At 66.3% G+C, this 22333-nt stretch carries 21 protein-coding genes; 13 read left to right on the top strand and 8 right to left on the bottom strand.

Features of this window, described 5'->3' with window-relative positions; all coding sequences use genetic code 11:
* Positions 1 to 112 precede the first annotated feature (112 nt).
* Positions 113 to 1441: a dicarboxylate/amino acid:cation symporter gene (locus tag JYG37_RS22440; protein ID WP_050012002.1), complete on the top strand. Its 1329-nt coding sequence runs from the start codon at positions 113 to 115 to the stop codon at positions 1439 to 1441.
* Positions 1442 to 1444: 3 nt separating this feature from the next.
* Here the strand turns inward: JYG37_RS22440 and JYG37_RS22435 are convergent, their stop codons facing one another.
* Positions 1445 to 1834, bottom strand: coding sequence for a DUF3331 domain-containing protein (locus JYG37_RS22435; RefSeq protein ID WP_089489507.1), 390 nt, complete (start codon positions 1832 to 1834; stop codon positions 1445 to 1447).
* Positions 1835 to 1878: 44 nt separating this feature from the next.
* Entirely contained in the window at positions 1879 to 3171 is a 1293-nt protein-coding gene (locus JYG37_RS22430) for an NAD(P)/FAD-dependent oxidoreductase (protein WP_050012000.1), read from the bottom strand.
* Positions 3172 to 3316: 145 nt separating this feature from the next.
* Between JYG37_RS22430 and JYG37_RS22425 the strand changes: the two genes are divergently transcribed.
* Entirely contained in the window at positions 3317 to 3976 is a 660-nt protein-coding gene (locus tag JYG37_RS22425; protein ID WP_050011999.1) for a TetR/AcrR family transcriptional regulator, read from the top strand.
* A gap of 24 nt (positions 3977 to 4000) precedes the next feature.
* Here JYG37_RS22425 and JYG37_RS22420 read toward each other — a convergent pair whose 3' ends face one another.
* Positions 4001 to 4912: a LysR family transcriptional regulator gene (locus JYG37_RS22420; RefSeq protein ID WP_124555943.1), complete on the bottom strand. Its 912-nt coding sequence runs from the start codon at positions 4910 to 4912 to the stop codon at positions 4001 to 4003.
* A 108-nt stretch (positions 4913 to 5020) separates the two neighbouring features.
* Between JYG37_RS22420 and JYG37_RS22415 the strand changes: the two genes are divergently transcribed.
* Positions 5021 to 5782, top strand: a complete 762-nt coding sequence (locus JYG37_RS22415) for an SDR family NAD(P)-dependent oxidoreductase (RefSeq protein WP_050011997.1) — start codon at positions 5021 to 5023, stop codon at positions 5780 to 5782.
* A gap of 24 nt (positions 5783 to 5806) precedes the next feature.
* Here JYG37_RS22415 and soxR read toward each other — a convergent pair whose 3' ends face one another.
* On the bottom strand, positions 5807 to 6286 hold the full coding sequence (soxR, locus tag JYG37_RS22410) for a redox-sensitive transcriptional activator SoxR (protein WP_050011996.1): 480 nt from the start codon (positions 6284 to 6286) through the stop codon (positions 5807 to 5809).
* A gap of 79 nt (positions 6287 to 6365) precedes the next feature.
* Here soxR and JYG37_RS22405 point away from each other — a divergent pair, with 79 nt between their 5' ends.
* The 6 genes from JYG37_RS22405 to JYG37_RS22380 all read left to right on the top strand — a co-directional run bounded on the left by JYG37_RS22405 (position 6366) and on the right by JYG37_RS22380 (position 15284).
* The gene (locus tag JYG37_RS22405) at positions 6366 to 7565 is read left to right on the top strand and encodes an efflux RND transporter periplasmic adaptor subunit (RefSeq protein ID WP_089489504.1); all 1200 of its coding nucleotides are present in this window, start codon (positions 6366 to 6368) and stop codon (positions 7563 to 7565) included.
* A 13-nt stretch (positions 7566 to 7578) separates the two neighbouring features.
* Entirely contained in the window at positions 7579 to 10752 is a 3174-nt protein-coding gene (locus JYG37_RS22400; RefSeq protein ID WP_213346449.1) for an efflux RND transporter permease subunit, read from the top strand.
* Positions 10749 to 12260, top strand: a complete 1512-nt coding sequence (locus JYG37_RS22395) for an efflux transporter outer membrane subunit (RefSeq protein ID WP_213346448.1) — start codon at positions 10749 to 10751, stop codon at positions 12258 to 12260. Before JYG37_RS22400 ends, JYG37_RS22395 begins: the two co-directional genes overlap by 4 nt.
* Positions 12261 to 12424: 164 nt before the next feature.
* Positions 12425 to 12880, top strand: coding sequence for a MarR family winged helix-turn-helix transcriptional regulator (locus tag JYG37_RS22390; protein WP_050011992.1), 456 nt, complete (start codon positions 12425 to 12427; stop codon positions 12878 to 12880).
* 166 nt (positions 12881 to 13046) lie between these two features.
* Positions 13047 to 13694 carry a glutathione S-transferase family protein gene (locus JYG37_RS22385; protein ID WP_089489502.1) on the top strand — a complete coding sequence of 216 codons (648 nt, stop codon included), beginning with the start codon at positions 13047 to 13049 and terminating at the stop codon, positions 13692 to 13694.
* A 339-nt stretch (positions 13695 to 14033) separates the two neighbouring features.
* Positions 14034 to 15284, top strand: coding sequence for an MFS transporter (locus JYG37_RS22380; RefSeq protein WP_213346446.1), 1251 nt, complete (start codon positions 14034 to 14036; stop codon positions 15282 to 15284).
* A 364-nt stretch (positions 15285 to 15648) separates the two neighbouring features.
* Here the strand turns inward: JYG37_RS22380 and JYG37_RS22375 are convergent, their stop codons facing one another.
* Positions 15649 to 16020: a YXWGXW repeat-containing protein gene (locus JYG37_RS22375; RefSeq protein WP_050011988.1), complete on the bottom strand. Its 372-nt coding sequence runs from the start codon at positions 16018 to 16020 to the stop codon at positions 15649 to 15651.
* Positions 16021 to 16604: 584 nt separating this feature from the next.
* On the opposite strand from JYG37_RS22375, the gene JYG37_RS22370 reads away from it, so the two are divergent.
* Positions 16605 to 17726 carry a porin gene (locus JYG37_RS22370; RefSeq protein WP_050011987.1) on the top strand — a complete coding sequence of 374 codons (1122 nt, stop codon included), beginning with the start codon at positions 16605 to 16607 and terminating at the stop codon, positions 17724 to 17726.
* Between the two features lie 176 nt (positions 17727 to 17902).
* Here JYG37_RS22370 and JYG37_RS22365 read toward each other — a convergent pair whose 3' ends face one another.
* On the bottom strand, positions 17903 to 18301 hold the full coding sequence (locus JYG37_RS22365; protein ID WP_050011986.1) for a GreA/GreB family elongation factor: 399 nt from the start codon (positions 18299 to 18301) through the stop codon (positions 17903 to 17905).
* Positions 18302 to 18813: 512 nt separating this feature from the next.
* On the opposite strand from JYG37_RS22365, the gene JYG37_RS22360 reads away from it, so the two are divergent.
* The gene (locus tag JYG37_RS22360; RefSeq protein WP_050011985.1) at positions 18814 to 19143 is read left to right on the top strand and encodes a DUF4148 domain-containing protein; all 330 of its coding nucleotides are present in this window, start codon (positions 18814 to 18816) and stop codon (positions 19141 to 19143) included.
* 157 nt (positions 19144 to 19300) lie between these two features.
* Here JYG37_RS22360 and JYG37_RS22355 read toward each other — a convergent pair whose 3' ends face one another.
* The gene (locus JYG37_RS22355) at positions 19301 to 19762 is read right to left on the bottom strand and encodes a CBS domain-containing protein (RefSeq protein ID WP_050011984.1); all 462 of its coding nucleotides are present in this window, start codon (positions 19760 to 19762) and stop codon (positions 19301 to 19303) included.
* Positions 19763 to 19937: 175 nt separating this feature from the next.
* On the opposite strand from JYG37_RS22355, the gene ribA reads away from it, so the two are divergent.
* On the top strand, positions 19938 to 20588 hold the full coding sequence (gene ribA, locus JYG37_RS22350) for a GTP cyclohydrolase II (RefSeq protein ID WP_006480964.1): 651 nt from the start codon (positions 19938 to 19940) through the stop codon (positions 20586 to 20588).
* Between the two features lie 221 nt (positions 20589 to 20809).
* On the top strand, positions 20810 to 22084 hold the full coding sequence (locus JYG37_RS22345) for a tyrosine-type recombinase/integrase (protein ID WP_213346444.1): 1275 nt from the start codon (positions 20810 to 20812) through the stop codon (positions 22082 to 22084).
* On the opposite strand, the gene JYG37_RS22340 is transcribed toward JYG37_RS22345, so the two are convergent.
* Entirely contained in the window at positions 22029 to 22310 is a 282-nt protein-coding gene (locus JYG37_RS22340) for a helix-turn-helix transcriptional regulator (RefSeq protein ID WP_080334155.1), read from the bottom strand. The two genes, JYG37_RS22345 and JYG37_RS22340, sit on opposite strands and share 56 nt — an antisense overlap.
* Positions 22311 to 22333 lie beyond the last annotated feature (23 nt).

Here is a 22333-nt window from a genome sequence, read left to right as displayed (position 1 = left end):
TGCCGCGAATGCCGGTGCGCGGCGGCGGCGCGTCCGTCGGCGGACATCCGCCAGCCTGAGCGGCCCGCGCGCCTTTTTCCGTCAACTCGATCGCCATGCGGCGAATTCCCTCATGAACAAACGAATGTCTGCGGCAGGCTGGATCCTGCTCGCGATGGCAGCCGGCATCCTGATCGGCTACCTGATCTATACGCAGCTTCCGGACAAGCAGTCGGCCGCGGAAATCGCCGGCTACATCTCGCTCGTGTCCGACGTGTTCCTGCGGCTCATCAAGATGGTGATCGGCCCGCTGGTGTTCTCGACGCTGGTCGTCGGCATTGCGCACATGGGCGACGCGTCGTCGGTCGGGCGCGTGTTCGTGAAGGCGCTCGGCTGGTTCGTCACCGCGTCGCTGATCTCGCTACTGCTCGGCCTGCTGATGGCGAACCTGCTGCGGCCCGGCGAGAACCTCGGCCTGCCGCTGCCGGACATCGGCGCGTCCGCGCATCTGGCGACGTCCAAGTTCACGCTGAAGGATTTCGTCGGCCACATGGTGCCGAAATCGATCGCCGAGGCGATGGCGAACAACGAGATCCTGCAGATCGTCGTGTTCTCGATGTTCTTCGGCATCGCGCTGGCCGCACTCGGCGAGCGCGGCAAGATCCTCGTCGCCGCGATCGACCAGCTCGCGCACGTGATGCTGAAGATCACCGGCTACGTGATGAAGCTCGCGCCGCTGGCGGTGATGGCCGCGATGGCGTCGACCGTCGCGGTCAACGGGTTGTCGATCCTGCTGAAGTTCGCGGTGTTCATGGGCGACTTCTACGTGAGCCTCGTGCTGCTGTGGGCCACGCTCGTCGCGGCCGGGCTGCTGTTCCTCGGCCGCCGCGTGTTCAAGCTGCTCCTGCTGATCAAGGAAGCATTCATGCTGTCGTTCGCGACCGCGAGCTCGGAAGCCGCATATCCGAAGATCCTCGACGCGCTCGACCGTTTCGGCGTGCGCCGCAAGATCTCCAGCTTCGTGATGCCGATGGGCTATTCGTTCAACCTCGACGGCTCGATGATGTACTGCACGTTCGCGTCGCTGTTCATCGCGCAGGCGTACAACATCCACCTGTCGCTCGGTACGCAGATCACGATGCTGCTGATCCTGATGCTGACGTCGAAGGGGATGGCCGGCGTGCCGCGCGCGTCGCTCGTCGTGATCGCCGCGACGCTGCACCAGTTCGACATCCCGGAAGCCGGACTGCTGCTGATTCTCGGCGTCGACACGTTCCTCGACATGGGCCGCTCGGCCACGAACGCGGTAGGCAACTCGATCGCCAGCGCGGTAGTCGCGAAGTGGGAAGGCGAGCTGATGTCGGAGTCCGAAGCGAACGCGCATGCCGCGCATCTCGATGCCGAACTCGAACGGCAGAACCGCGCTCCGGCCTATGGCGCCGGTCAGACCACGTCGACCTGATGCTCAGCCCGCCAACGCGTCGTCGATGCACGCCGCGAGCACCATCGCGGCGGCGTTGCCGGGCGTCGAGCCGAGCAGTTGCGGCGCATAGACGCTGTCGCCGATCTCGATCGGTCGCCCCGACAGCGCGCACACGCCGCGCTTGCGCGTCGTGAACAGGCGCCACTTCTGGTAGCCGTAGTGTCCGGTGCAGGCGTCGCACCACGAAATCATCGCGGTGTCGGCCGTGGGCCGTTCGAGCACGCTGATGGTCGGCTTGCTCGTCGCGTCCCACGACGGCAGCCGGTCGCGCGTGACGCTGCGCCGCCGCGGCTCGCCCCACGAGACGGACGGCATGTCGAAGCTGCCGATTGCGGCGACGGTCATGAGCCAGGGCATTGCACGGTTGTTCATGTTTCTGTTCCTCGAAACGTTACGCGGTGCCGCGACGCGCGGCATCACGACAGGCGGATGCGCGGCTGCACCCAGCCGTTGATCCGTTCGGCGATCCACAGCAAGGTCGCCTTGGAGAAGCCGTGCAGCGCCTGCTGGTGCCGCCGATAGAGCATCAGGTGGCTGAACTGCGCGAAACGCCCCTGGATGAAGCCACCGCGGAAGAACCCGAACTGCCCGAGCGTGCCGAACGCGTCGTAATCGCTGATCGACACCAGCGCGCCGAAATCGTGGAACGCGAACGGCGGAATCGGCGTGCCGTCGAGCCACGCGGGCAGGTGCTTCGCGAGATGCTCGGCCTGCTGCGTCGCGACTTGCGCCGTCGGCGGCAGCGGCCGTTCCTGGCCCTCGAGCTGCAGGCTCGCGCAATCGCCGATCGCGAACACGTGTTCGTCGCCGCTCGCCTGCAGCGTGGGGCTGACGACGATCTGGTTCGCGCGGTTCGTGTCGAGCCCGCCCAGCCCCTGCATGAAATCGGGCGCCTTCACGCCGGCCGCCCAGACCATCAGGTCCGCTTCGGCGAACGAGCCGTCGCCGTAGTGGAAACCGTTCGCGTCGGCCGACGTGACGCGCGTCGACGTCAGCACGCGAAAGCCGATCTGTTCGAGCCGCCGCTGGGCCGACGCGGAAATCCGCGGCGGAAACGCGTTGAGGATGCGCGGGCCGCTTTCGAGCAGCGTGAGCTGCAGCCGCTCGCGCACCGTTTCGTCACCGTACGCCTGCGCCACTTCCAGCAAGCGGCTGAGCTCTGCCGCGAGTTCCACGCCCGTCGCGCCCGCGCCGACGATCGCGACGCGAAACGGCTCGTCGCGCGCGATGCTGCGGAACACGCGCATTCGCAACGCTTCGTTGAAGGTCTCCGCCTGCTGCTGGCTGTCGATGAAATAGCAGTGCTCGCGCACGCCGGGCACGCCGAAATCGTTGGCCTGGCTGCCGAGCGCGAGGATCAGCACGTCGTAGTCGAGTTCGCGTGCGTCGATCACCACGTCGCCGTCCTGCGAGCGGATCTCGCCGAGCTGCACGCGGCGGCGCGCGCGATCGAGCCCCTTCAGTTCGCCGGGCTGGTACGTGTAGCCGTGGTCGCGGGCATGGGCGAGGAAGATCACCTGTTGCTGCTGGACGTCGCGCGTGCCGGCCGCGATCGTGTGCAGCATCGGCTTCCAGATGTGCGTCGGACTGCGGTCGACGATCGTGATCTGCGCCCGCCCGGACCGGCCGAGACGCTCGCCCAGACGGGTCGCGAGCTGCAGCCCGGCGATCCCGCCGCCGACGATGACGATACGTGTAGGGGTTGTCATGGATAAATCATCACGTGATGAATAAGGTATGATCCTAGCGCTTCCCGGCTCCGCGTGTCAACGGAGCGGGGCAAGCCGCCCGATTCCGGGCCGGGAAACCGGCGCCGGATACGGGCATTCGAATCGTTCAAGGAGCAGGAAAAACGTGGCAGAAGTCACTGAGCGCGCGCCGTCGAAGCGGCGTACGCGCGGACGGCCGTCGGCGGATGCATCCGTCGGTCCGGACGTGATATTGCGGGCCGCGCGCCGCACGTTCGCGAAGCGCGGCTACGACGCGACGAGCGTGCGCGAAGTCGCGCGCGAGTTAGGGATCGACGCGGCGCTGATCGCCCATCACTTCGGTGCGAAGGAAACGTTGTGGCTGGCGGTCGTCGAGCAGATCGTCGAGCTGGCCGAACCGATGTTCGACGCGCTGCGCGCGTTGCGCACGTCGCCGCTGCCGCATCGCGACCGCGTGCGGCGCGCGCTCGAGCTGTGCGTCGATCACGAATTCGCCGAGCCGGATATCGGCATGTTCTTCTCGACCGCGGCGACCGAGGAGGGCGCGCGGCTCGATCGGCTGCAGGAGCGGATCGTGCGCCCGTATCACGACGCGATGTTTCCGCTGATCGCGGACGCGGTCGAGGCCGGCGCGATCCGTCCGGTCGATCCGAACGTGCTGTTCTTCATGATCGCGAGCGCGATCGGCACGACGGTGTCGTACAGCCACATGATGCTGGAGTACACGTCGCTGCCGACGCGGCCGGAGGCGTTCCGCGAGGCCGTGCTCGGCGTCGTGTTCAACTTCCTCGGCGACCGGGACTGAGCGCCGCGCGCGCGATGCGCGCGGTCACGTCGCCGCAACCAGGCCCAGTTCGTGCACCGCGTTTCGCGCGGTGTCGCGCAGCGCATCGACGAGCGGCGACGGCGTACGGTACGCGAGCGCCACTTCGTACGCGAGCGGGCTGCCCGCATCCTTCAGTTCGCAGAACGTAATGCCTTGCGGATGCATTGGCACGAACAGGCGCGGCATCAGCGCGACGCCGATGCCGCCGGCGACGAGCCCGGCCGTCGTCTGCATCTGGCGCGGCTGCTGGACCACGCGCGGCGCGAAGCCCGCCTGCGCGCACGCCGTCACGATCAGCGCGTGCATGCCGGGCCCGTGGTGCGCGGCAAACATGACCCACGGTTCGTCCGCCAGCTCGGCCAGCGCGATGCGGCGGCGGCGCGCGAGCCGATGCCCGTCCGGCAGCGCGGCCACCATCCGGTCGCGCAGCAGCGGCTCGACATGCACGTCGCCGGCGTCGGCCACCGGCAGCACGACGAGGCCGACGTCGGTGCGGTCCTGACGCAGCGCAAGCACCTGCTCGGCGGTCGTGCCTTCTTCCAGCTGGAAATCGACGTCGGGATGCCGTTCCTGGAACGCGCGCAGGATCAGCGGCAACAGCGCGTTCACCGTGCTGTCGACGAAACGCAGCCGCAGCGTGCCGCCGAGGCCGGCGCCCGCCCGGCGGGCCACGGCCACCGCGCGCTCGGCCTGTTCGAGTGCGCGCCGTGCTTCGAGCAGGAACGCTTCGCCGGCCGGCGTGAGCCGCGCGCCGCGATTGTCGCGTTCGAGCAAGGCGACGCCCAGTTCGTCCTCGAGCTTGCGGATCGCCGCGCTGAGCGGCGGTTGAGCCATGTGCAGCCGTTCGGCCGCGCGGCGGAAGCTGAGCGTTTCGGCCACTGCGATGAATTGCCGGAACTGGCGCAGATCGATCATGCGATACCTTCCATGTATCAGTAGATCATCGAATTCGTATTTTACCTATCACTCCGAGCTGCCCAGAATGTCCCTGTCGTCAACCGTCGATACTCAGGAGGACAGATCATGACGGGCAATGAACAGCAACGCACGGCAATCGTCACGGGCGGGTCGAGCGGGATCGGTTTCGCGATCGCGAGCCGGCTGGTGCAGGACGGGTATCGCGTCGCGATCGTCGGGCGCGATGCGGCGAGGCTGGAGGCCGCCGTCGAGCGTCTCGGCGGCGCAGCGATCGGGCAGGCCGGCGATCTGAGCGTCCGGCGCGACGCGCAAGCGGTGGTCGCCGCGATCGTCGCGCGATGGCCGCGCATCGACGTGCTGGTCAACAATGCGGGGCGCACCGGGCGCGTCGGCGCGGATACCGAAGCAGGGGAGGCCGAGGCCGTATGGGATGCGGTGCTCCATGCGAACCTGAAAAGCCTGTTCCTGACGACGATGGCCGTGCTGCCGCACCTGGCCGACCGTGCCGCGCGAATCGTCAACATCGGCTCGATCGCGGCGCGCGCCGGCAGCCTGTTGCCGGGCGGCCTCGCGTATGCGGCCGCGAAGGCCGGCGTCGAAGGCTTCACCGTCGCGCTGGCGCGCGAACTCGGGCCGCGCGGCGCGACGGTCAATACGGTCGCGCCCGGCTATATCGCCGGCACGCACTTGTTCGGCGATAGCGGGGTCGCGCCGGCCGTCGCGGCGATGATCCGCGCGCAGACGCCGGCCGGCCGCGCCGGGCAGCCGGACGACGTCGCCGATGCGGTCGCGTGGCTCGCCGGGCCGCGCGCATCGTTCGTCACGGGCGCGACGATCGCGGTGAACGGCGGCTGGCGCGTCGGATGATGCATGGCGCGCGCGGCCTGCGTGTCATTCGGAATCGATCGGCGGCTTGTCGCCGAGCCAGCGCCGCGCGCCGGGCCCGTTGCGGCCCGCGCGGTCTTCCGGGTTGGTCAGCTTGCAGCGTTTCAGGGACAGGCAGCCGCAGCCGATGCATTCGTCGAGGTTGATGTAGAGCCGCTGGAGCTCCTCGATGCGGCTCGCGACACGCTGCTTCCACCCGCGCGACAGCCGCTGCCAGTCCTTGTTGCTCGGCGCCGTGTCCTCGGGCAGGCTGACGAGCTGCTCGGCGATCTCGTCGAGCGAATAGCCGATCTTCTGCGCGAACACGATGAATGCGATCAGCCGCAGCACTGCGCGCGAATAGTGGCGATGGCTCGAGCCGTTGCGGTGCGACTTGATCAACCCGCGCATCTCGTAGAAACGCAGCGTCGACGCCGGCACGCCGCTGCGCGCGGCCACTTCGCGGATCGACATCAGCGGCCATTGCGGGGTTTCCTGGATACCCATGACACCCTCCGGGAAAGCTTGACTTGAAGTTAACTTCAACTTTTATGCTACGCGGCAGTTTAACCCGTCGCGAGGCATCATGCTCTCCTTTTCCCTACGCAGGACGCCGCCTTTGGGCGCCGCCTGCGCCCTCTTGCTGGCGTTGTCGGGTTGTCACGACGGCAAAGGTACATCGTCGGCCCAGCCCCTTCCCGAAGTTGGCGTCGCCACCGTCGCGCCGCGTACCGTCCGCCTCGCGGACGAATTCAACGGACGCGTCGAAGCGGTCGACGCGGTCGAGCTGCGGCCGCGCGTGAGCGGCTATCTGCAGCGTGTCGCGTACAAGGAGGGCGACGTGGTCGCGCAGGGCGCGCTGCTGTTCGAGATCGATCCGCGCCCGTACCGCATCGCGCTCGACCGTGCGAATGCGCAGCAGCAGCGCGCCCGCGCGGCCGCGAGCCTCGCGAACGTGCAGCTCAAGCGCGTGCAGACGCTGATCGATGCGCATGCGACGTCGCAGGAAGAACTCGACAATGCGCGCGCCACCGCCGAGCAGGCGCGCGCCGATCTGCAGGCGGCCGATGCGGCCGTGGCCGACGCGAAGCTCAATCTCGGCTTCACCGAAGTGCGCGCGCCGATCGCGGGCCGCGTCGGCCGCGCGGTCGCGACCGTCGGCAACCTCGCGCGCGCGGACGACACGCTGCTGACGACCGTCGTGTCGCAGGATCCGGTCTACGTGTATTTCGATTGCGACGAGCAGAGCTACCTGCGCTACAACGCGCGGCGCGCCGATCCGGCGCATCGCGCGATCGGCGCCGATCCGGTGCGCGTCGGACTCGCGAACGAGACGGGCTTCCCGCATGCGGGCACCGTCGATTTCCTCGACAACCGGCTCGATCCGCAGACCGGCACGATTCGCGCCCGCGTGCGGCTGCCGAATGCGGACCATACGTTTACGCCGGGCCTGTATGCGCGCGTGCAGCTCGTCAGCGGCCGCGACCAGGATGCATTGCTGGTCGACGACAAGGCCGTGCTGACCGACCAGGATCGCAAGTACGTGTACGTGCTCGGCCCCGGCGACAAGGCGCTGCGCCGCGACGTGACGATCGGCCGCGAACTCGACGGCGAGCGGATCGTCGAGAAGGGCTTGCAGGCGGGCGATCGCGTGGTGGTCGACGGCGTGCAGCGCATCTACTATCCGGGCGCGCAGGTGAAGCCGAAGGCGCCGCCCGTGCGGGCGGTGGACTCCGGCGCCGGTACGCAGGCCGTGGCCGATGCCGGCACGCCTGCCTCGCGATAACGGGAGCCACGTGATGGATTTCTCCCGATTCTTCATCGACCGGCCGATCTTCGCGGTCGTGCTGTCGATCGTCATCTTCGCGCTCGGCCTGATCTCGATTCCGATGCTGCCGGCCGGCGAATATCCGGAGGTCGTGCCGCCGAGCGTCGTCGTGCGCGCGACGTATCCGGGCGCGAACCCGAAGGAAATCGCCGAATCGGTCGCCGAACCGCTGGAAGAGGCGATCAACGGCGTCGAAGGCATCATGTACATGAAGTCGGTCGCCGGTTCGGACGGCAGCCTGCAGGTCGTCGTCACGTTCCTGCAGGGTGTCGATCCCGATACGGCCGCCGTGCGCGTGCAGAACCGCGTGAGCCAGGCGCTGTCGCGCCTGCCCGACGAGGTGCGCCAGTACGGCGTGACCACGCAGAAGCAGTCGCCCACGCCGCTGATGTACGTGAGTCTCTACTCGCCGGACAACAGCCGCGATTCGCTGTATCTGCGCAATTACCTGACGCTGCACGTGAAGGACGAGTTGTCGCGCCTGACCGGCATCGGCGACGTCGGCGTGTACGGCTCCGGCGACTACGCGATGCGGCTGTGGCTCGACCCGAATCGACTTGCGTCGCGCGGGCTCACCGCGAGCGACGTGATCGCGGCCGTGCGCGAGCAGAACGTGCAGGTGTCGGCCGGCCAGCTGGGCGCGGAGCCGTCGCCGAAGAAGAACGACTTCCTCGTGTCGATCAACGTGCGCGGCCGGCTGCGCACGGTGCAGGAATTCAGCGACATCGTGCTGCGCAACGGCGACGACGGCCAGGTCGTGAAGCTGTCCGACGTCGCGCGCATCGAGCTCGGCGCGGGCGACTACACGCTTCGCTCGTATTTCAACGACAGGCATTCGGCCGTGGTCGGCATCTTCCTGTCGCCGGGCGCGAACGCGCTCGACGTCGCGAAAGCCGTGTATGCGAAGCTCGACGAGCTGTCGAAGCGCTTCCCGCCGGGCGTCGCGTATCGGCCCGTGTGGGACCCGACCGTGTTCGTGCGCGAATCGATCCGCGCGGTGCAGCACACGCTGATCGAGGCCGTCGTGCTGGTCGTGCTCGTCGTGATCCTGTTCCTGCAGACGTGGCGCGCGTCGATCATTCCGCTCGTCGCGGTGCCGGTGTCGGTGGTCGGCACGTTCGCATGGCTGTACCTGCTCGGCTACTCGATCAACACGTTGACGCTGTTCGGGCTCGTGCTCGCGATCGGGATCGTCGTCGACGATGCGATCGTTGTCGTCGAAAACGTCGAGCGCAACATCGCACGGGGCCTGAGCCCGCGCGATGCCGCGCATCAGGCGATGCGCGAGGTGTCGGGGCCGATCGTCGCGATCGCGCTCGTGCTGTGCGCGGTGTTCGTGCCGATGGCGTTCATGTCGGGCGTCACCGGCCAGTTCTACAAGCAGTTCGCGGTGACGATCGCGATCTCGACGGTGATCTCCGCGATCAACTCGCTGACGCTGTCGCCCGCGCTTGCCGCGAAGCTGCTGCGTCCGCACGGCGCGCCGAAGGATGCGTTGACGCGCGCGCTCGATCGCGCGTTCGGCTGGCTGTTCCATCCATTCAACCGTTTCTTCGAGCGCAGCGCCGATCGCTATCACGGCGTCGTCGGTCGCACGCTGAAGCGGCGCGGCGTGGTATTCGCGGTCTATGCGGCGCTGCTCGCGGCGACCGCGCTGCTGTTCAACGCGGTGCCCGGCGGTTTCATCCCGGTGCAGGACAAGCTGTACCTGTTCGCGGGCGCGAAGTTGCCGGAAGGCGCGTCGCTCGCGCGCACCAGCGCGGTGACCGAGCAGATGACGAAGATCGCGCTCGGCACCGACGGCGTCGAGATGGTGCCGGCCTTTGCCGGGTTGAATGCGCTGCAGGGCGTCAACACGCCGAACATCACGAACTCGTACGTGATCCTGAAGCCGTTCGACCAGCGCCATCGCCGCGCCGCGCAGATCAACGCGGATCTGAACGCGCGCTTCGCGGCGATCGATGGCGGCATCACCTATGCGCTGATGCCGCCTCCGATCCAGGGTCTCGGCAACGGTTCGGGCTACTCGCTGTATCTCGAGGATCGCGGCGGGCTCGGCTACGGCGAATTGCAGAAGGCGCTCGCCGCGTTCCAGGCCGCGGTCGCGAAGACGCCGGGGATGAGCTATCCCGTCAGCTCGTACCAGGCGAACATCCCGCAGCTCGAGGTGAAGGTCGACCGGCTGAAGGCGAAGGCGCAGGGCGTTGCGCTGACCGATCTGTTCAATACGTTGCAGGTGTATCTCGGCTCGATGTACGTGAACGACTTCAACGTGTTCGGCCGCGTGTATCGCGTGATGGCGCAAGCGGATGCCGGCCACCGGCAGACGGCCGCCGACATCGCGAACCTGCGCACGCGCAACGCGAAGGGCGAGATGGTGCCGATCGGCTCGATGGTGACGGTCGGGCCCGCGTACGGACCCGACCCGGTCGTCCGCTACAACGGCTATCCGGCCGCCGACCTGATCGGCGACGCCGATCCGAAGACGATGTCGTCGTCGCAGGCGATCGCGAAGCTGCAGCAGATCGCGAAGGACGTGCTGCCGCCGGGCATCACGCTCGAATGGACCGACCTCAGCTATCAGCAGGTCACGCAGAGCAACGCGGCGATCGTCGTGTTCCCGCTCGCCGTGATGCTGGTGTTTCTGGTGCTCGCGTCGCTGTACGAGAGCTGGACGCTGCCGCTCGCGGTGATCCTGATCGTACCCGTGTGCATGTGCGCGGCGCTGTTCGGCGTGTGGCTGTCCGGCGGCGACAACAACGTGTTCGTGCAGGTCGGACTCGTCGTGCTGATGGGGTTGGCGTGCAAGAACGCGATCCTGATCGTCGAATTCGCACGCGAGCTCGAGATCCAGGGCAAGGGAGCGGTCGAAGCGGCGCTCGAAGCGTGCAAGCTGCGACTGCGTCCGATCGTGATGACGTCCGTCGCGTTCATCGCGGGCTCGGTGCCGCTGCTGATCGGCAGCGGCGCGGGCAGCGAGGTGCGGGCGGCCACCGGCGTCACCGTGTTCGCCGGGATGCTGGGCGTCACGCTGTTCGGGCTGTTCCTGACACCCGTGTTCTACGTGGCGATCCGCAAGCTCGCGGGCGGCACGCCGGCCGTCTGGAGCGAACAGCACGGCACCCTCGAAGGAGAAAACCGATGAGCGCCGCTTTCCGTCTTTCCGCGCTCGCGATGTCGGTGACGCTGGCCGCCTGCGCGGTGGGCCCCGATTTCAAACGGCCTGAAACGGCCACCGCCGCGCGGTTCGTGCGCGATGCTCACCCGGCGACGCAGCGCGACGCGGCGCCGGCCGATGCACAGCCCGGTATACCGCCCGATGCATCGGCGGCGGCCGATGCCACGTTCTGGCACGGCTTCGGCGACCCGGCGCTCACGCAGTTGATCGATGCGGCGCTCGCGGCGAACCAGGACTTGCAGGTCGCCGTATCGCGCTACGACGCGTCTAACGCGTTGCTGTCACAGGCGACGTTCGACCGCTATCCGACGCTCACCGCGAGCGGTCAGATCGGCCATCGGCTGACGAGCAAGGACCAGGCGTTCGGCGCGCCGCGCAGCCAGCGCGATACGCCGATATCGAGCGTCGGCATCAATGCCGCGTGGGAACTCGACCTGTTCGGCCGCGTGCGCCGCTCGATCGAGTCGCAGCGCGCGGAGACGGCGGCCAGCGCGGCCGACGTGCGTGCGGTGCGCGTCGCGATCGCGGGCGAGGTCGCGAGCACGTATGTCGACCTGCGCGGCTCGCAGGAGCGGTTGCGGATCGCCCGCGAGAACGCCGACAACCAGAAGCAGACGCTCGCGCTGATCAATGCGCGCGTCGGCGCGGGACGCGGCTCGGAGCTCGATGCGGCGCGAGCACGCGCGCAGTACGAATCGACGACATCGCGGATCGCCGTGTACGAAGCCGCGATCGGCGTCGACGAGCATCGGCTCGCGGTGCTGACCGGGCGGACGCCGGATGCGTTGATCGGCCGGTTCGACTGGCCGAAGACGGCCGCGCCGGTGCCGTTGCCGGCGCTTGCCGTCGACATCGATCCCGGCACGCCGGGCGACCTGCTGCGCCGCCGTCCCGATGTCGCGGCCGCCGAGGCGCGGCTGCATGCGGCGACCGCGCGCGTCGGCGTAGCGACCGCCGACCTGTTTCCGCGCTTCACGCTGTCCGGGCTGCTCGGCAGCGCGACGAGCAGCTACGGGTTCTTTCGCGCGGGCAGCGACACGAACCTGATCGCGCTCGGCATCGACTGGTCGTTCCTCGACGTCGGCCGCGTGCGTGCGCGGATCGCCGCGAGCGACGCGGAAGCGGCCGGCCAGCTTGCGCAGTACCGGCAGACCGTGCTCGGCGCGCTCGAGGAAAGCGAGAACGCGTTGCTGCGTGTTGCCCGAACGCGTGACGAGACCGCGCACCTCGTGCGCGCGGCCGACGACAGCGCGCGTGCCGCACAGCTCGCGCAGGCTCGCTTCTCCGCCGGCGCAATCGACTACTACGAAGTGCTCGACGCGCAGCGGACGCTGCTGCAGGCGCAGGATGCGGCGGCCGACGGGCGGATGCGCAGCGCGGCGTCGACGGTCGCGCTGTACAAGGCGCTCGCGGGCGGCTGGCCGGCGGGCATGGGCCAGGGCCCACAAGGCCCGCTCGCTCGGTCGGGGAAGTAATGCGAGCAGTGCGGCGCGGCGGTCGTGGCGCCGCGTCGCGCGACGAAACGCTTGCCTTGCCGATCGGTGGGCAACGCCTAGGCGATTGCAGGCGCATGAAAGGGCCGTCGTTCTCGCGGTAAAATTTAATTGCAACTGCAATCAAGCGAGAGGAAAGACCTGACATGAACGCAACCGAACCCGATCTGTGGTTCTCGTTCGTCCGCGCGCACCGGACGATGATCCGCGAGATCGAGCGTCGCCTCGCGGCGGCCCGCCTGCCTGCGTATGCGTGGTACGACGCGCTGTGGGGGCTCGAAAGCGGCCCCGACGGTACGCGCCGCATGCACGAACTGGCCGACGTGCTCGCGATCGAGCGCTACAACCTGACGCGGCTCGTCGACCGACTCGAACAGGAGGGGCTCGTGACGCGCACGCGTTCGGCGGACGACGGCCGTGCCGCGTTCGCGAGCATCACCGACAAGGGGCGGACGCTGCGCAAAAAGATGTGGAAGGTGTACCAGTCGACGGTCGCCGAGCTTTTTCTCGACCAGTTCACCGGCAAGGAGCGGGCGGCGATGGCCGCCGCGCTCGATCGTGCGACCGCTGCGGCCCGCGACGCGGCAGCCGACGCGAAGTAGCGGTATCCGGCGTACCGAGCGGCCGTGCGCCGCGCGGGCGCACCGGGTCGCACAGTCCGCATGTCCCTCCTTCGAGTACTGGCATGTCCCAACGCCGTCGTTTTCGGCATAGGATTGCAATTGCAACGATTGTAGTTGCAACGATAACCCGATGACAAGGACCGACATGACCTCGACGCACGCTCTCACGTTCTATACGGCCGACACGCCGAACGGACACAAGATCGCGATCTACCTCGAAGAGGCCGGGCTTGCCCACGATCGCGTGCAGGTGAACCTGTCCGCCGGCGAGCAGCGCAGCCCGGCGTATCTCGCGATCAATCCGAACGGCAAGATCCCGGCCATCGTCGACCACGACACGGGGCTCGCCGTATTCGAATCCGGCGCGATCCTCAGCTATCTCGCCGCGAAGACGGGTTGCCTGCAGCCCGAAACGCTGGCCGAGCGCACGGCGGTCCAGCAATGGCTGCATTTCCAGATCGGCGGGATCGGGCCGATGCTTGGCCAGCTGTGGTGGTTCCTGCGCGCATCGAAGACGGGCAATGCGGAAGCGATCGACCGCTACCGGAAGGAGGCGCTGCGTCTCTACGGGGTCGTGAACGGCCGCTTGTCGGAATCGGCGTATCTCGCGTCGTCGCGGTATTCGATCGCCGATATTGCGGCGTTTCCGTGGCTGCGCACGGCGGCCGAGCTCGATCTCGACATTGCCGGTTTCCCGCACGTCGAGCGCTGGCTTGCCAATATCGCCGCGCGGCCGGCCGTGCAACGCGGCCTGATCGCATGCCGCGCGTCGACGGCCGAGGCGGCGCACTGACATCGCATCGGCCGCGCCGCGTGGACCATGGTCGCAATAAATCGCTTCGTGTTATCCAGTCGAACGAGAGCGCCGCATGCGGACGGCGTGCGGCGTCGTTCGGGCTGCTCGCCAGCGTGTTCATGCACGACGGCGCGCCGTGCGTGGTCGCGCGCCGACGATTTCAGCGCGAGCCGCTGAGCGTCGCGTAGCGGCCGCACGGCATGGACGGCGATCCCTCGGCGCGGGCCGTCCAGGGTATCGCACGAGCCGATGCTTAGCATCGCGGCCGGCTGCCTACCGCGGCCGCCGCGCGATCATTACGCTGGGGCGATCATCCACTCTGTCCGGAAGGTCGCCATGTCCCGGCTCGACTACACACTGCTCGGCCCCTGCCTGCTCGCCATCGCGCTCGACGCGATGGGATTCGGGCTCGTTTATCCGATGATGTCCGCGATCTTCAGCGATCCGCACGCGGGCATCCTGCCGGCCGACACCGGCGCGCATGCGCGCAATTTCTATCTCGGCCTCGGCTACGGGATCTACCCGCTGTGCATGTTCTTCGGCTCGTCGCTGATGGGCGAACTGTCCGACCGCTACGGCCGCCGCCGGATCCTGCTGCTGTGCGTGCTCGGTCTCGCGGCCGGCTACGCGATGCTGGCGGCCGGCGCGTGGCACGCGAGCATCGCGCTGCTGCTGGCGGGCCGCGGGCTCACCGGCCTGATGGCCGGCTGCCAGGGCATCGCGCAGGCGGCCATCACCGATCTCAGCACGCCCGACACGAAGGCGTACAACATGAGCATCATGTCGCTCGCGTTCAGCGCAGGCGTGATCGTCGGCCCGGTGCTCGGCGGCGTCACGTCCGACCGGACGATCTCGCCGCTGTTCGACTACGGCACGCCGTTCGTGCTGGTCGCCGCGCTGTCGCTGATCTGCGCGTGCTGGACCTGGGCGTCGTATCGCGATTCCGCCGCGCCGCGCGGCGATACGCGCATCGATCCGCTGCTGCCGCTGCGGATCATCGGGGAGGCGGCGCGCCAGCGCAACGTCGCGTTCCTGTCGATGGTGTTCTTCTTGATGCAAGTGGGCTACGGGCTCTACCTGCAGACCATCATGCTGCTGTTGCAGGCGAAGTTCGGCTATACGAGCGCGCGGCTCGGGCTGTTCAGCGGCGTGATCGGCATCTGCTTCGTGTTCGGCCTGCTGTGCGTCGTGCGACTGATGCTGCGCGTGTGGCGCGTGATCGATATCGCGAAGACGGGCCTGCTCGTCGCCGGGCTTGGCCAGATCCTGTCCGCGTTGTTTCCGCACGAACCGATGCTGTGGGCGCTCGCGATGGTCGTCGGCTGCTTCGACATGGTTGCGTACACGACGATGTATACGGCGTTTTCCGACGCGGTCGGCGACGATCGGCAAGGCTGGGCGCTCGGCGTCGCGGGCTCGGTGATGGCGGTCGCGTGGGTCGTGACGGGCGCGCTGACGAACCTGCTACCCGTATTCGGCGAGACGGGGCTGCTGCTGATCGGCGGCGCGGGTTTCCTGCTCAGCTTCGCGATGATGGTCGCGTATGGCCGCACGCGGCCGGGTGCGCGAGCGGCAATGTTGTCGTAGGCGGCTCGCACGTACGTTAGCCTGCCCGCGGCGACGATCCGCTGGGCCCACGGACATCATCGCGCGATCTGCGCGGCGTGCCGTCGTGCGCGCGAGCTGGAAGGGGGCGCTGAGCGCGGTGCACGCATCGGTCCGTTGGCGGGCGGTAAGCGGCAGACGAGTGCGCGGGCGGCGAGCATGGCCGGATGCATTCGCATCGCCACGGCATGATTTCGTTATTCGAATGATGTCGCCGAATGGCGGCCAGACGATAGGTTGACCGTAGCGCGGCTGCCGTAGCGCACGATTCCGTGGCGCGGACGGCGCCGGCTCTCGCGCACGGTCCGGCTCCGGACCTTCATCGACCGGGGAGCCGGACCGCTGCTTACCGCCACGAACCGTCGACGTAGACCCACACCGGCCCCTGCCGGCGCCAGTAGCCGGGCATCCAGCGACGTCCGGGGCGCCGTGCGACCCAGCGGCCGGACACCCATATATAGCGGCCATGCTGCCAGCGCCAGTAGCCGTCCGTCCATATATAGCCGTGCGGCCGTGGCGGCGGCGGGCGACGGTCGTGGCGTGCCGCCGGGGGTGCGAAGCCGGGGCGATCCGCATACGGCGGCCCGCCGGGAACGCGGTGCGGGCCGGATGGCCGGTACGCGGGCGGGGCGGGCTGGGCCGAGGCGGCACGCAGCCAGCCGGTGCCGGCGAAGGCTGCGGTCAATCCGATGGCGCGCAGCAGCGAGCGTCGATTCATGGCGGTTCCCGTTCTGTATCCAAGACCGCCTTACATTAGCCTGCCGTCAGGCCCGCCGGGTTACGCGGGCGGTCAAGGCTGTTACCGAGTGTCACGGCAGGCGCGAGCCGCCTTCCCTTTCTGCCGGCCGACGGGATCTCGCCGTGGCACTGGCGCCGCCCGCTGTTGACGGGTCGGCGGGACGTTTCGGAGGCAGATCGGCCAATATTTGAGATTGATTTGGGTAACAATTACCGATTTTGGAGTGCCGAACCGAATCCGTTTGTTGTTTCTATGCAACCGTCAAGACGATGACATGTAAGAATGGTGCGATGAAAGCCTCCAAAAAGGGCTCGTCAAGAAGTCAAAAACAAACGTTAAAACAAATACTTATGACGCGTCCCCACTTTCATTATTTCTAGTTCTGGAAAAGCTTATTTCTTTATTTGCGGATCGCTCCCCTAGGGTACACCCCTAAACTCACGGTTCCCAAACGGGCAACTATCCGGGCGCCGCCAGCAGGACCGATGGCGCTCCCGGGCGGTTGCAGACCGTTTATGAACAAGGTCGCGAGACCTGCCTCTTTTTAGAAGGGAGCTCCACGAATGAACAAGACTCTGATCGTTGCAGCAGCTGCAGCATCGTTCGCTACCGTCGCTCACGCGCAAAGCAGCGTCACGCTGTACGGCGTGCTGGACGCAGGCATCACCTACACGAGCAACGTCCAGCCGGCACTCGGCCAAGCTGGCAAGTCGCGTTGGGCGATGGGTTCGGGCATTGACCAGAGCCGTTTCGGCCTGCGTGGCTCGGAAGACCTGGGTGGCGGCCTGAAGGCAATCTTCACGTTGGAAAGCGGCTTCAACATCGGTAACGGCCGCTTCGCGAACGGCAACGGCGGCATGTTCAACCGCCAGGCTTTCGTCGGCCTGTCGAGCCAGTACGGCACGGTCACGCTGGGTAAGCAGTATGACGCAACGCAAGACTACCTGGCACCGCTGACGGCAACGGGCTCGTGGGGCGGCACGTACTTCGCGCACCCGCTGAACCTCGACCGTCTGAGCACGAACGGTGACGTCGCACAGAACAACACGATCAAGTTCACGAGCGCGAACTACGCTGGCCTGCAATTCGGCGGCACGTACTCGTTCTCGAACAACACGAACTTCGGCAACAACCGTGCGTACAGCGCAGGTGCTGCATACCAGTTCCAAGGTCTGAAGCTGGCTGCTGCATACTCGCAAGCGAACCTGGGTGACGGCACGAACGCAAACGGCGCGACGTCGTCGGCGATCGGTGGCATCGCTAACCAAGGCCGCGTCCGCACGTACGGTGCTGCTGCTGGCTACGCATTCGGCCCGGCACAAGTCGGCGCTGCATGGACGCAAGCACGTCTCGACAACAACGCAGTTGCTGCAGGCACGCTGCGCACCGACAACTACGAAGTCAACGCGAAGTACAACCTGACGCCGGCTCTCGGCCTGGGTGCTGCTTACACGTACACGAACGCGAAGATCAACAACGGCAGCACGCACTGGAACCAGTTCGGCCTGCAAGCTGATTACGCACTGTCGAAGCGCACGGACGTCTACGCACAAGCTGTGTACCAGCGTGCAGCGAAGAACGGCATCGGCGCGTCGATCTACAACGGCGACAGCTTCAACAACAACCTGCCGAGCTCGTCGATCAACCAAACCGCAGCAACGGTTGGTCTGCGTCACCGCTTCTAAGCGTGACGGGCGGGGTAACCCGCTCCGCAGCATCGAAAAGGCGCCTTCGGGCGCCTTTTTTTTGTATGCGGAAGGCGATGACGATAATCCGGATCGTCTGGATGCAAAAAAGCGAGGCCCGTGCCTCGCTTTTGTCGTTCTGCGCGCGTATGGCGGGGCGCTGGCCGGCCGTTAGCTCAGCGCGTGTATTCGCCGTTGGCTTCCGGCTGGAACACGATCGCGGCGACCTTCATCAGCTTTTCGGCGCCGCTGGGCTGCATTACCTTGACCATCTGGCCGCGCTGCGTGCCCAGCAGCGCCATGCCGACGGGCGAGAACACGTTCAGGCGCCCGCGTTCGAGGTTGGCGGCGTCCGGATAAACGATCGTCCACGTGGCCTGTTCCTGAGTTGCTTCGTCGAGCAGCGTGATTTGCGAGTTCATCGTGACGACGTTCGCCTTGATGGCGTCGGGCTGGACGATATCCGCGCGTTCGAGCAGCGTGTCGAGCATGGTCTGGAAGCGCGGGTTGTGCTCGGCGTGCTTTTCGAGGCGGGCGACGTCGAGTTCGGTCAACTGGTAAAGGCGTTGTTTCATGGTGGTTCTCCAAATGATCGGCAGGGGCAGGCGTGGCGTGCCTATGAGGATCGCCCGGAGCCTGTCTAACCTGGCTCCGGGTGGAGACCGTGCGGTCAGATCAGGCGCCGGGCAGGGGCGAGCGGCGCCTGGGCCGTGCGTCGAGCGAGGGGATGCGCCGGCTGGCTGGCGCGCGCGCACACGCCGGCCGGGCCGGACGGCGAAACCGAAAGGGACGTGAGCGCGTACATGGTGGATGGAATATCGACTGGCGAATAAAACCTTACGATTCTACAACACAACCTTCCGGGCATGTGATCTGACTGTCGGCGTTTCGTCAGCGATTGTTGTGCAGGTGAGGCAAGTTGGAGCGGCCCTGTTCCGAAACAGTGGGCGATCTTTTCCAAAAACGCAACGCTGTATGTTCAAACTAAGGGTTTCCCCTTGGGGTGGCGAGCACTACACTGGATTCAATCGCTTCAGACAGTCCTGCCGAGGCGACGTCAAAACAGAACATATTCCGGAGGTAAATCATGAAGTCGATCATCTACGCAGCCATCGCCGCATCCGTCCTTGCCGCTCCGATCGCATCGTTCGCGCAATCCGAGCAGGGGTTGACCCGCGCGGAGGTCAAGGCCGAACTCGTGCAACTCGAGCAGAACGGCTACAAGCCGGTGGCGAGCGATTCGCAATATCCGAGCGACATCCAGGTTGCCGAGCAGCGCATTCAGCCGAACCAGCCGATGCTCGCGCAAGCCGATACGAGCGGCTACGGCGCCGTGGCAACGGGCGCCGCGCAAGGCGGCCGCCGCGTGACGCGGGAAGCGCCGAATCCCGTGAATTCGGTCTACTTCGGTAATTGATTGAACATCCCCCGGTCTGCCCGAGCGCACCGCTGAATTGACGAGACGCGCGCCGGTCGCGCGCGTCGTTCGTCCGCAGGAGCAGAACCTCCGTCGCCGCATGCCGGCGGCTTTCCGCCCAGACGCTGATGCGTTTGGGCCTTTTTTGCTGGGCGGATCAGGCGGACGTGACGTTGGGCGTGCCGTGGATGTAGTGTTCGAGCTGGCTGATCGTGAACTGCTGATCGGCAATCACGCTCTTCACGAGGTCGCCGATCGAGATCAGGCCGACCAGCTTGCCGCCGTCGAGCACGGGCAGGTGGCGCATCCGGTGCTCGGTCATCAGCGCCATGCACTCGTCGGTGGATTGCGACGGTTCGACGTAGCGCACCTTCGCCGTCATGATTTCCTCGACGCGGGTGGCTTTCGACGAACGGTCCTGCAGGACGATCTTGCGCGCGTAATCGCGCTCGGTGACGATGCCCGCAATGTCGTCGCCGTCGACGACCAGCAGTGCGCCGATGCCCTTTTCCGCCATCAGCTTGATGGCGTCGTAGACGAGATCGGTCTTCGTGACGGTGTAGATGGTGCGGCCCGAATCCGGCTTGGCCTTGAGAATCTGCGCGACAGTCGTGCTCATTCGCTTTCTCCGTGTGCAGTCGATGCAGGGCAGTCGGGGCGTGATGCGCGTCACCCGGTGAGCCCAGTATAGCCGGGCGGGCGGCGGCAGTCGCGTGACGTTTCCAGATTAGCGGTAAACTCCCGTCACGCACCATCCACATAACTCCTACATTCCTGAAGTTTCGATTGAATTCATGATGTCTTCGCGTCCCCAATCGCCCACGCCGGGCAATGGCCAGGCCGACGAGTGCGTGACGCTCGTCGCCACCGCGTCGCTGCCCACGCGCTACGGTACGTTCACGTCATACGCGTTTCGCGTATCGGGCAGCGATGCCGAACATCTCGCGCTCGTGATGGGCGACGTGACGGGCGAGCAGTCCGTGCTGACCCGGCTGCATTCCGAATGCCTGACCGGTGACGTGTTCGGCTCGTACCGCTGCGATTGCGGCGAGCAACTCGATCTCGCGTTGCGTTACATCGCGGCCGAAGACCGCGGCGTGCTGCTGTATCTGCGCGGCCATGAAGGCCGCGGCATCGGCCTGAGCAACAAGATCCGCGCGTACGCGCTGCAGGAGCAGGGGCGCGACACCGTCGAGGCGAACCTCGATCTCGGGCTGCCCGATGACGCCCGCGAATACGACTCGGCCGCTGCGATCCTGCGGATCCTAGGCGTGACGTCGGTGCGGCTGATGAGCAACAATCCGAAGAAGTTCGATACGCTCGTGAAGCACGGTATTCCCGTCTGCGAGCGCGTGGCGCTCGCGGTGCCCGTGCGCGAGGAAAACGAACGTTATATCCGCACGAAGCAGACGAAGTTCGGGCATTACTTCGAAGAAAACGAGTAACGAAAACAAGGGGCTCTGCGGAGCCCCTTGCCCCATCTAGTTTCCACACCTAGAAGTCTTTCTGGTAAAGGGTTTGAGCCGAAAGTTGCGTTTGTCAGGTGGCTTGTCTGCACTTGACGAAATAGGCGAAAACTTGGCACTCTGGCGTAACATTTTCCTACGCCAGACCGAAAAGCTACGCTGCGGTCTCGGCCCACAACAAAAACCTACGCCGACCGCTGATGAGATTCGATGCGCGCACCGCGAGCAAGCTGCCTGCGGGACAACACATGACCTTTGACGGATTCCCGGGCCTCCGCTTCCAGGCCAGCGAGAGCCGTCGTTCCTGGATCTACCGATACAAGTCCCCCATTGACGACCGAATGCGCCAGGTGAAGCTCGGCGAGTGGCCGGCTATGGGTTTCCCTGCGGCGATTTCTGAATGGGAGCAAAAGCGAGCGGCGCGTGATGCTGGGGCCGATCCCGCTGCTGCAAAGCGCGAGAAACGCGCCGCGGTTGCCCATTCGCGCGCCGTCGACGCATACACCGTCAAGCAGGTGTGTTTCGACTATATGGGCGGCTATCTGGAGCCGAACCGCAAGGGCAAGGGCGTAATCGAGGTTAGGCGGATGTTCAAGGCGATGCTCGGCCCGATCGAGAACGTTCCGGCCGCGTCGATAACTCGTGCTCAGGCGTTCGAATTCTTGGATTCGTATCGTGCCACGCCGGCGCTCGCTGCGCGGCTCCGCATGGAGCTGGGCGGAGCGTGGGACTATGCGATGGACGCTGGGAGGTTGCCTGATGGCACGCCGAACTGGTGGCGAATGATCCTGCGCGGCAAGCTTCGCAGCAAGGGGCGCACGATCGACGGCATCGCCATGGGCACAAAAAAGCGGGTATTGAGCGAGGATGAGGTCGGCACGCTGCTCCGCTGGCTGCCAAATATGAGCCTAACGGTTTCGGACGCGATCACGTTGTATCTGTGGACGGGCGCCCGCGGCGGCGAAATCATTTCTATGGAGTCGCACGAAATCGCCGACGAGTCGGACGGCCTCTGGTGGACTGTGCCGAAGGAAAAGACGAAGAATTCGTGGCGCGCGAAAGCCGGGGATTTGCGGGTGCCGCTCGTTGGTCGAGCCGAAGCCGTCGTCCGTCGACGCAAGGACCAGGCCGTGAACGGCTTTCTGTTCCCGACGTCGACCGGCGAGATGATGAAGCAGACTGTTATTTCGCACGGCATTTACTATCATCAGCCGTACTGTAAGCAGGCGCCAAGTCACAATCGGCCTCGGCTTCCTGTTACACACTGGTCGCCGCATGACTTGCGCCGCACGGCCCGAACAATGCTTGCCGCGCTCGGATGCCCGCACGATGTGGCAGAGGCGGTGCTCGGTCATATTCAACCCGGTGTGGCCGGTGTGTATAACCGTCACCATTACGACCGCGAACGACGTGAGTGGCTCACGCGCCTCGGGCAGTTTCTTGACGAGCTCGCGCTGAAATATCCGAAGAAATAGCGCGCCGACGTCGGTTGCCGTGGCCCGTATTGGGCGGAGGCGCGAGGTCCGATTCCGGGCACGCTTCTGCCCAGGCTTCCACTTCGCGCGTCAGCCAAGCTACGCGGCGATCGGAGAGCAGGCGCGGCTTCGGAAATTTGCTCTCGCGCACCAGTTTCTGAACGGTCGCTTCCGACAACGAGAGAGCGGTCGCGACTGCAGGCAAGTCGAGATAGATCGGTTTCATTCTTGTTTCTCTTTGTTGTAGCG

This window comes from Burkholderia sp. LAS2 (genome assembly GCF_018417615.1).
Taxonomy (GTDB): Bacteria; Pseudomonadota; Gammaproteobacteria; order Burkholderiales; family Burkholderiaceae; genus Burkholderia; species Burkholderia sola.
Note: the sequence above shows the minus strand (reverse complement) of the source record. Positions and strands in the feature narration are given on the sequence as shown.

Coding starts and splice junctions, on each gene's coding strand:
- JYG37_RS22420 (WP_124555943.1), bottom strand. CDS start 4,912: ATGATCGATCTGCGCCAGTTCCGGCAATTCATCGCAGTGGCCGAAACG.
- JYG37_RS22355 (WP_050011984.1), bottom strand. CDS start 19,762: ATGAGCACGACTGTCGCGCAGATTCTCAAGGCCAAGCCGGATTCGGGC.
- JYG37_RS22375 (WP_050011988.1), bottom strand. CDS start 16,020: ATGAATCGACGCTCGCTGCTGCGCGCCATCGGATTGACCGCAGCCTTC.
- soxR (WP_050011996.1), bottom strand. CDS start 6,286: ATGGGTATCCAGGAAACCCCGCAATGGCCGCTGATGTCGATCCGCGAA.
- JYG37_RS22365 (WP_050011986.1), bottom strand. CDS start 18,301: ATGAAACAACGCCTTTACCAGTTGACCGAACTCGACGTCGCCCGCCTC.
- JYG37_RS22390 (WP_050011992.1), top strand. CDS start 12,425: ATGAACGCAACCGAACCCGATCTGTGGTTCTCGTTCGTCCGCGCGCAC.
- JYG37_RS22370 (WP_050011987.1), top strand. CDS start 16,605: ATGAACAAGACTCTGATCGTTGCAGCAGCTGCAGCATCGTTCGCTACC.
- JYG37_RS22435 (WP_089489507.1), bottom strand. CDS start 1,834: ATGAACAACCGTGCAATGCCCTGGCTCATGACCGTCGCCGCAATCGGC.
- ribA (WP_006480964.1), top strand. CDS start 19,938: ATGATGTCTTCGCGTCCCCAATCGCCCACGCCGGGCAATGGCCAGGCC.
- JYG37_RS22400 (WP_213346449.1), top strand. CDS start 7,579: ATGGATTTCTCCCGATTCTTCATCGACCGGCCGATCTTCGCGGTCGTG.
- JYG37_RS22380 (WP_213346446.1), top strand. CDS start 14,034: ATGTCCCGGCTCGACTACACACTGCTCGGCCCCTGCCTGCTCGCCATC.
- JYG37_RS22345 (WP_213346444.1), top strand. CDS start 20,810: ATGAGATTCGATGCGCGCACCGCGAGCAAGCTGCCTGCGGGACAACAC.
- JYG37_RS22395 (WP_213346448.1), top strand. CDS start 10,749: ATGAGCGCCGCTTTCCGTCTTTCCGCGCTCGCGATGTCGGTGACGCTG.
- JYG37_RS22385 (WP_089489502.1), top strand. CDS start 13,047: ATGACCTCGACGCACGCTCTCACGTTCTATACGGCCGACACGCCGAAC.
- JYG37_RS22430 (WP_050012000.1), bottom strand. CDS start 3,171: ATGACAACCCCTACACGTATCGTCATCGTCGGCGGCGGGATCGCCGGG.
- JYG37_RS22440 (WP_050012002.1), top strand. CDS start 113: ATGAACAAACGAATGTCTGCGGCAGGCTGGATCCTGCTCGCGATGGCA.
- JYG37_RS22340 (WP_080334155.1), bottom strand. CDS start 22,310: ATGAAACCGATCTATCTCGACTTGCCTGCAGTCGCGACCGCTCTCTCG.
- JYG37_RS22415 (WP_050011997.1), top strand. CDS start 5,021: ATGACGGGCAATGAACAGCAACGCACGGCAATCGTCACGGGCGGGTCG.
- JYG37_RS22360 (WP_050011985.1), top strand. CDS start 18,814: ATGAAGTCGATCATCTACGCAGCCATCGCCGCATCCGTCCTTGCCGCT.
- JYG37_RS22405 (WP_089489504.1), top strand. CDS start 6,366: ATGCTCTCCTTTTCCCTACGCAGGACGCCGCCTTTGGGCGCCGCCTGC.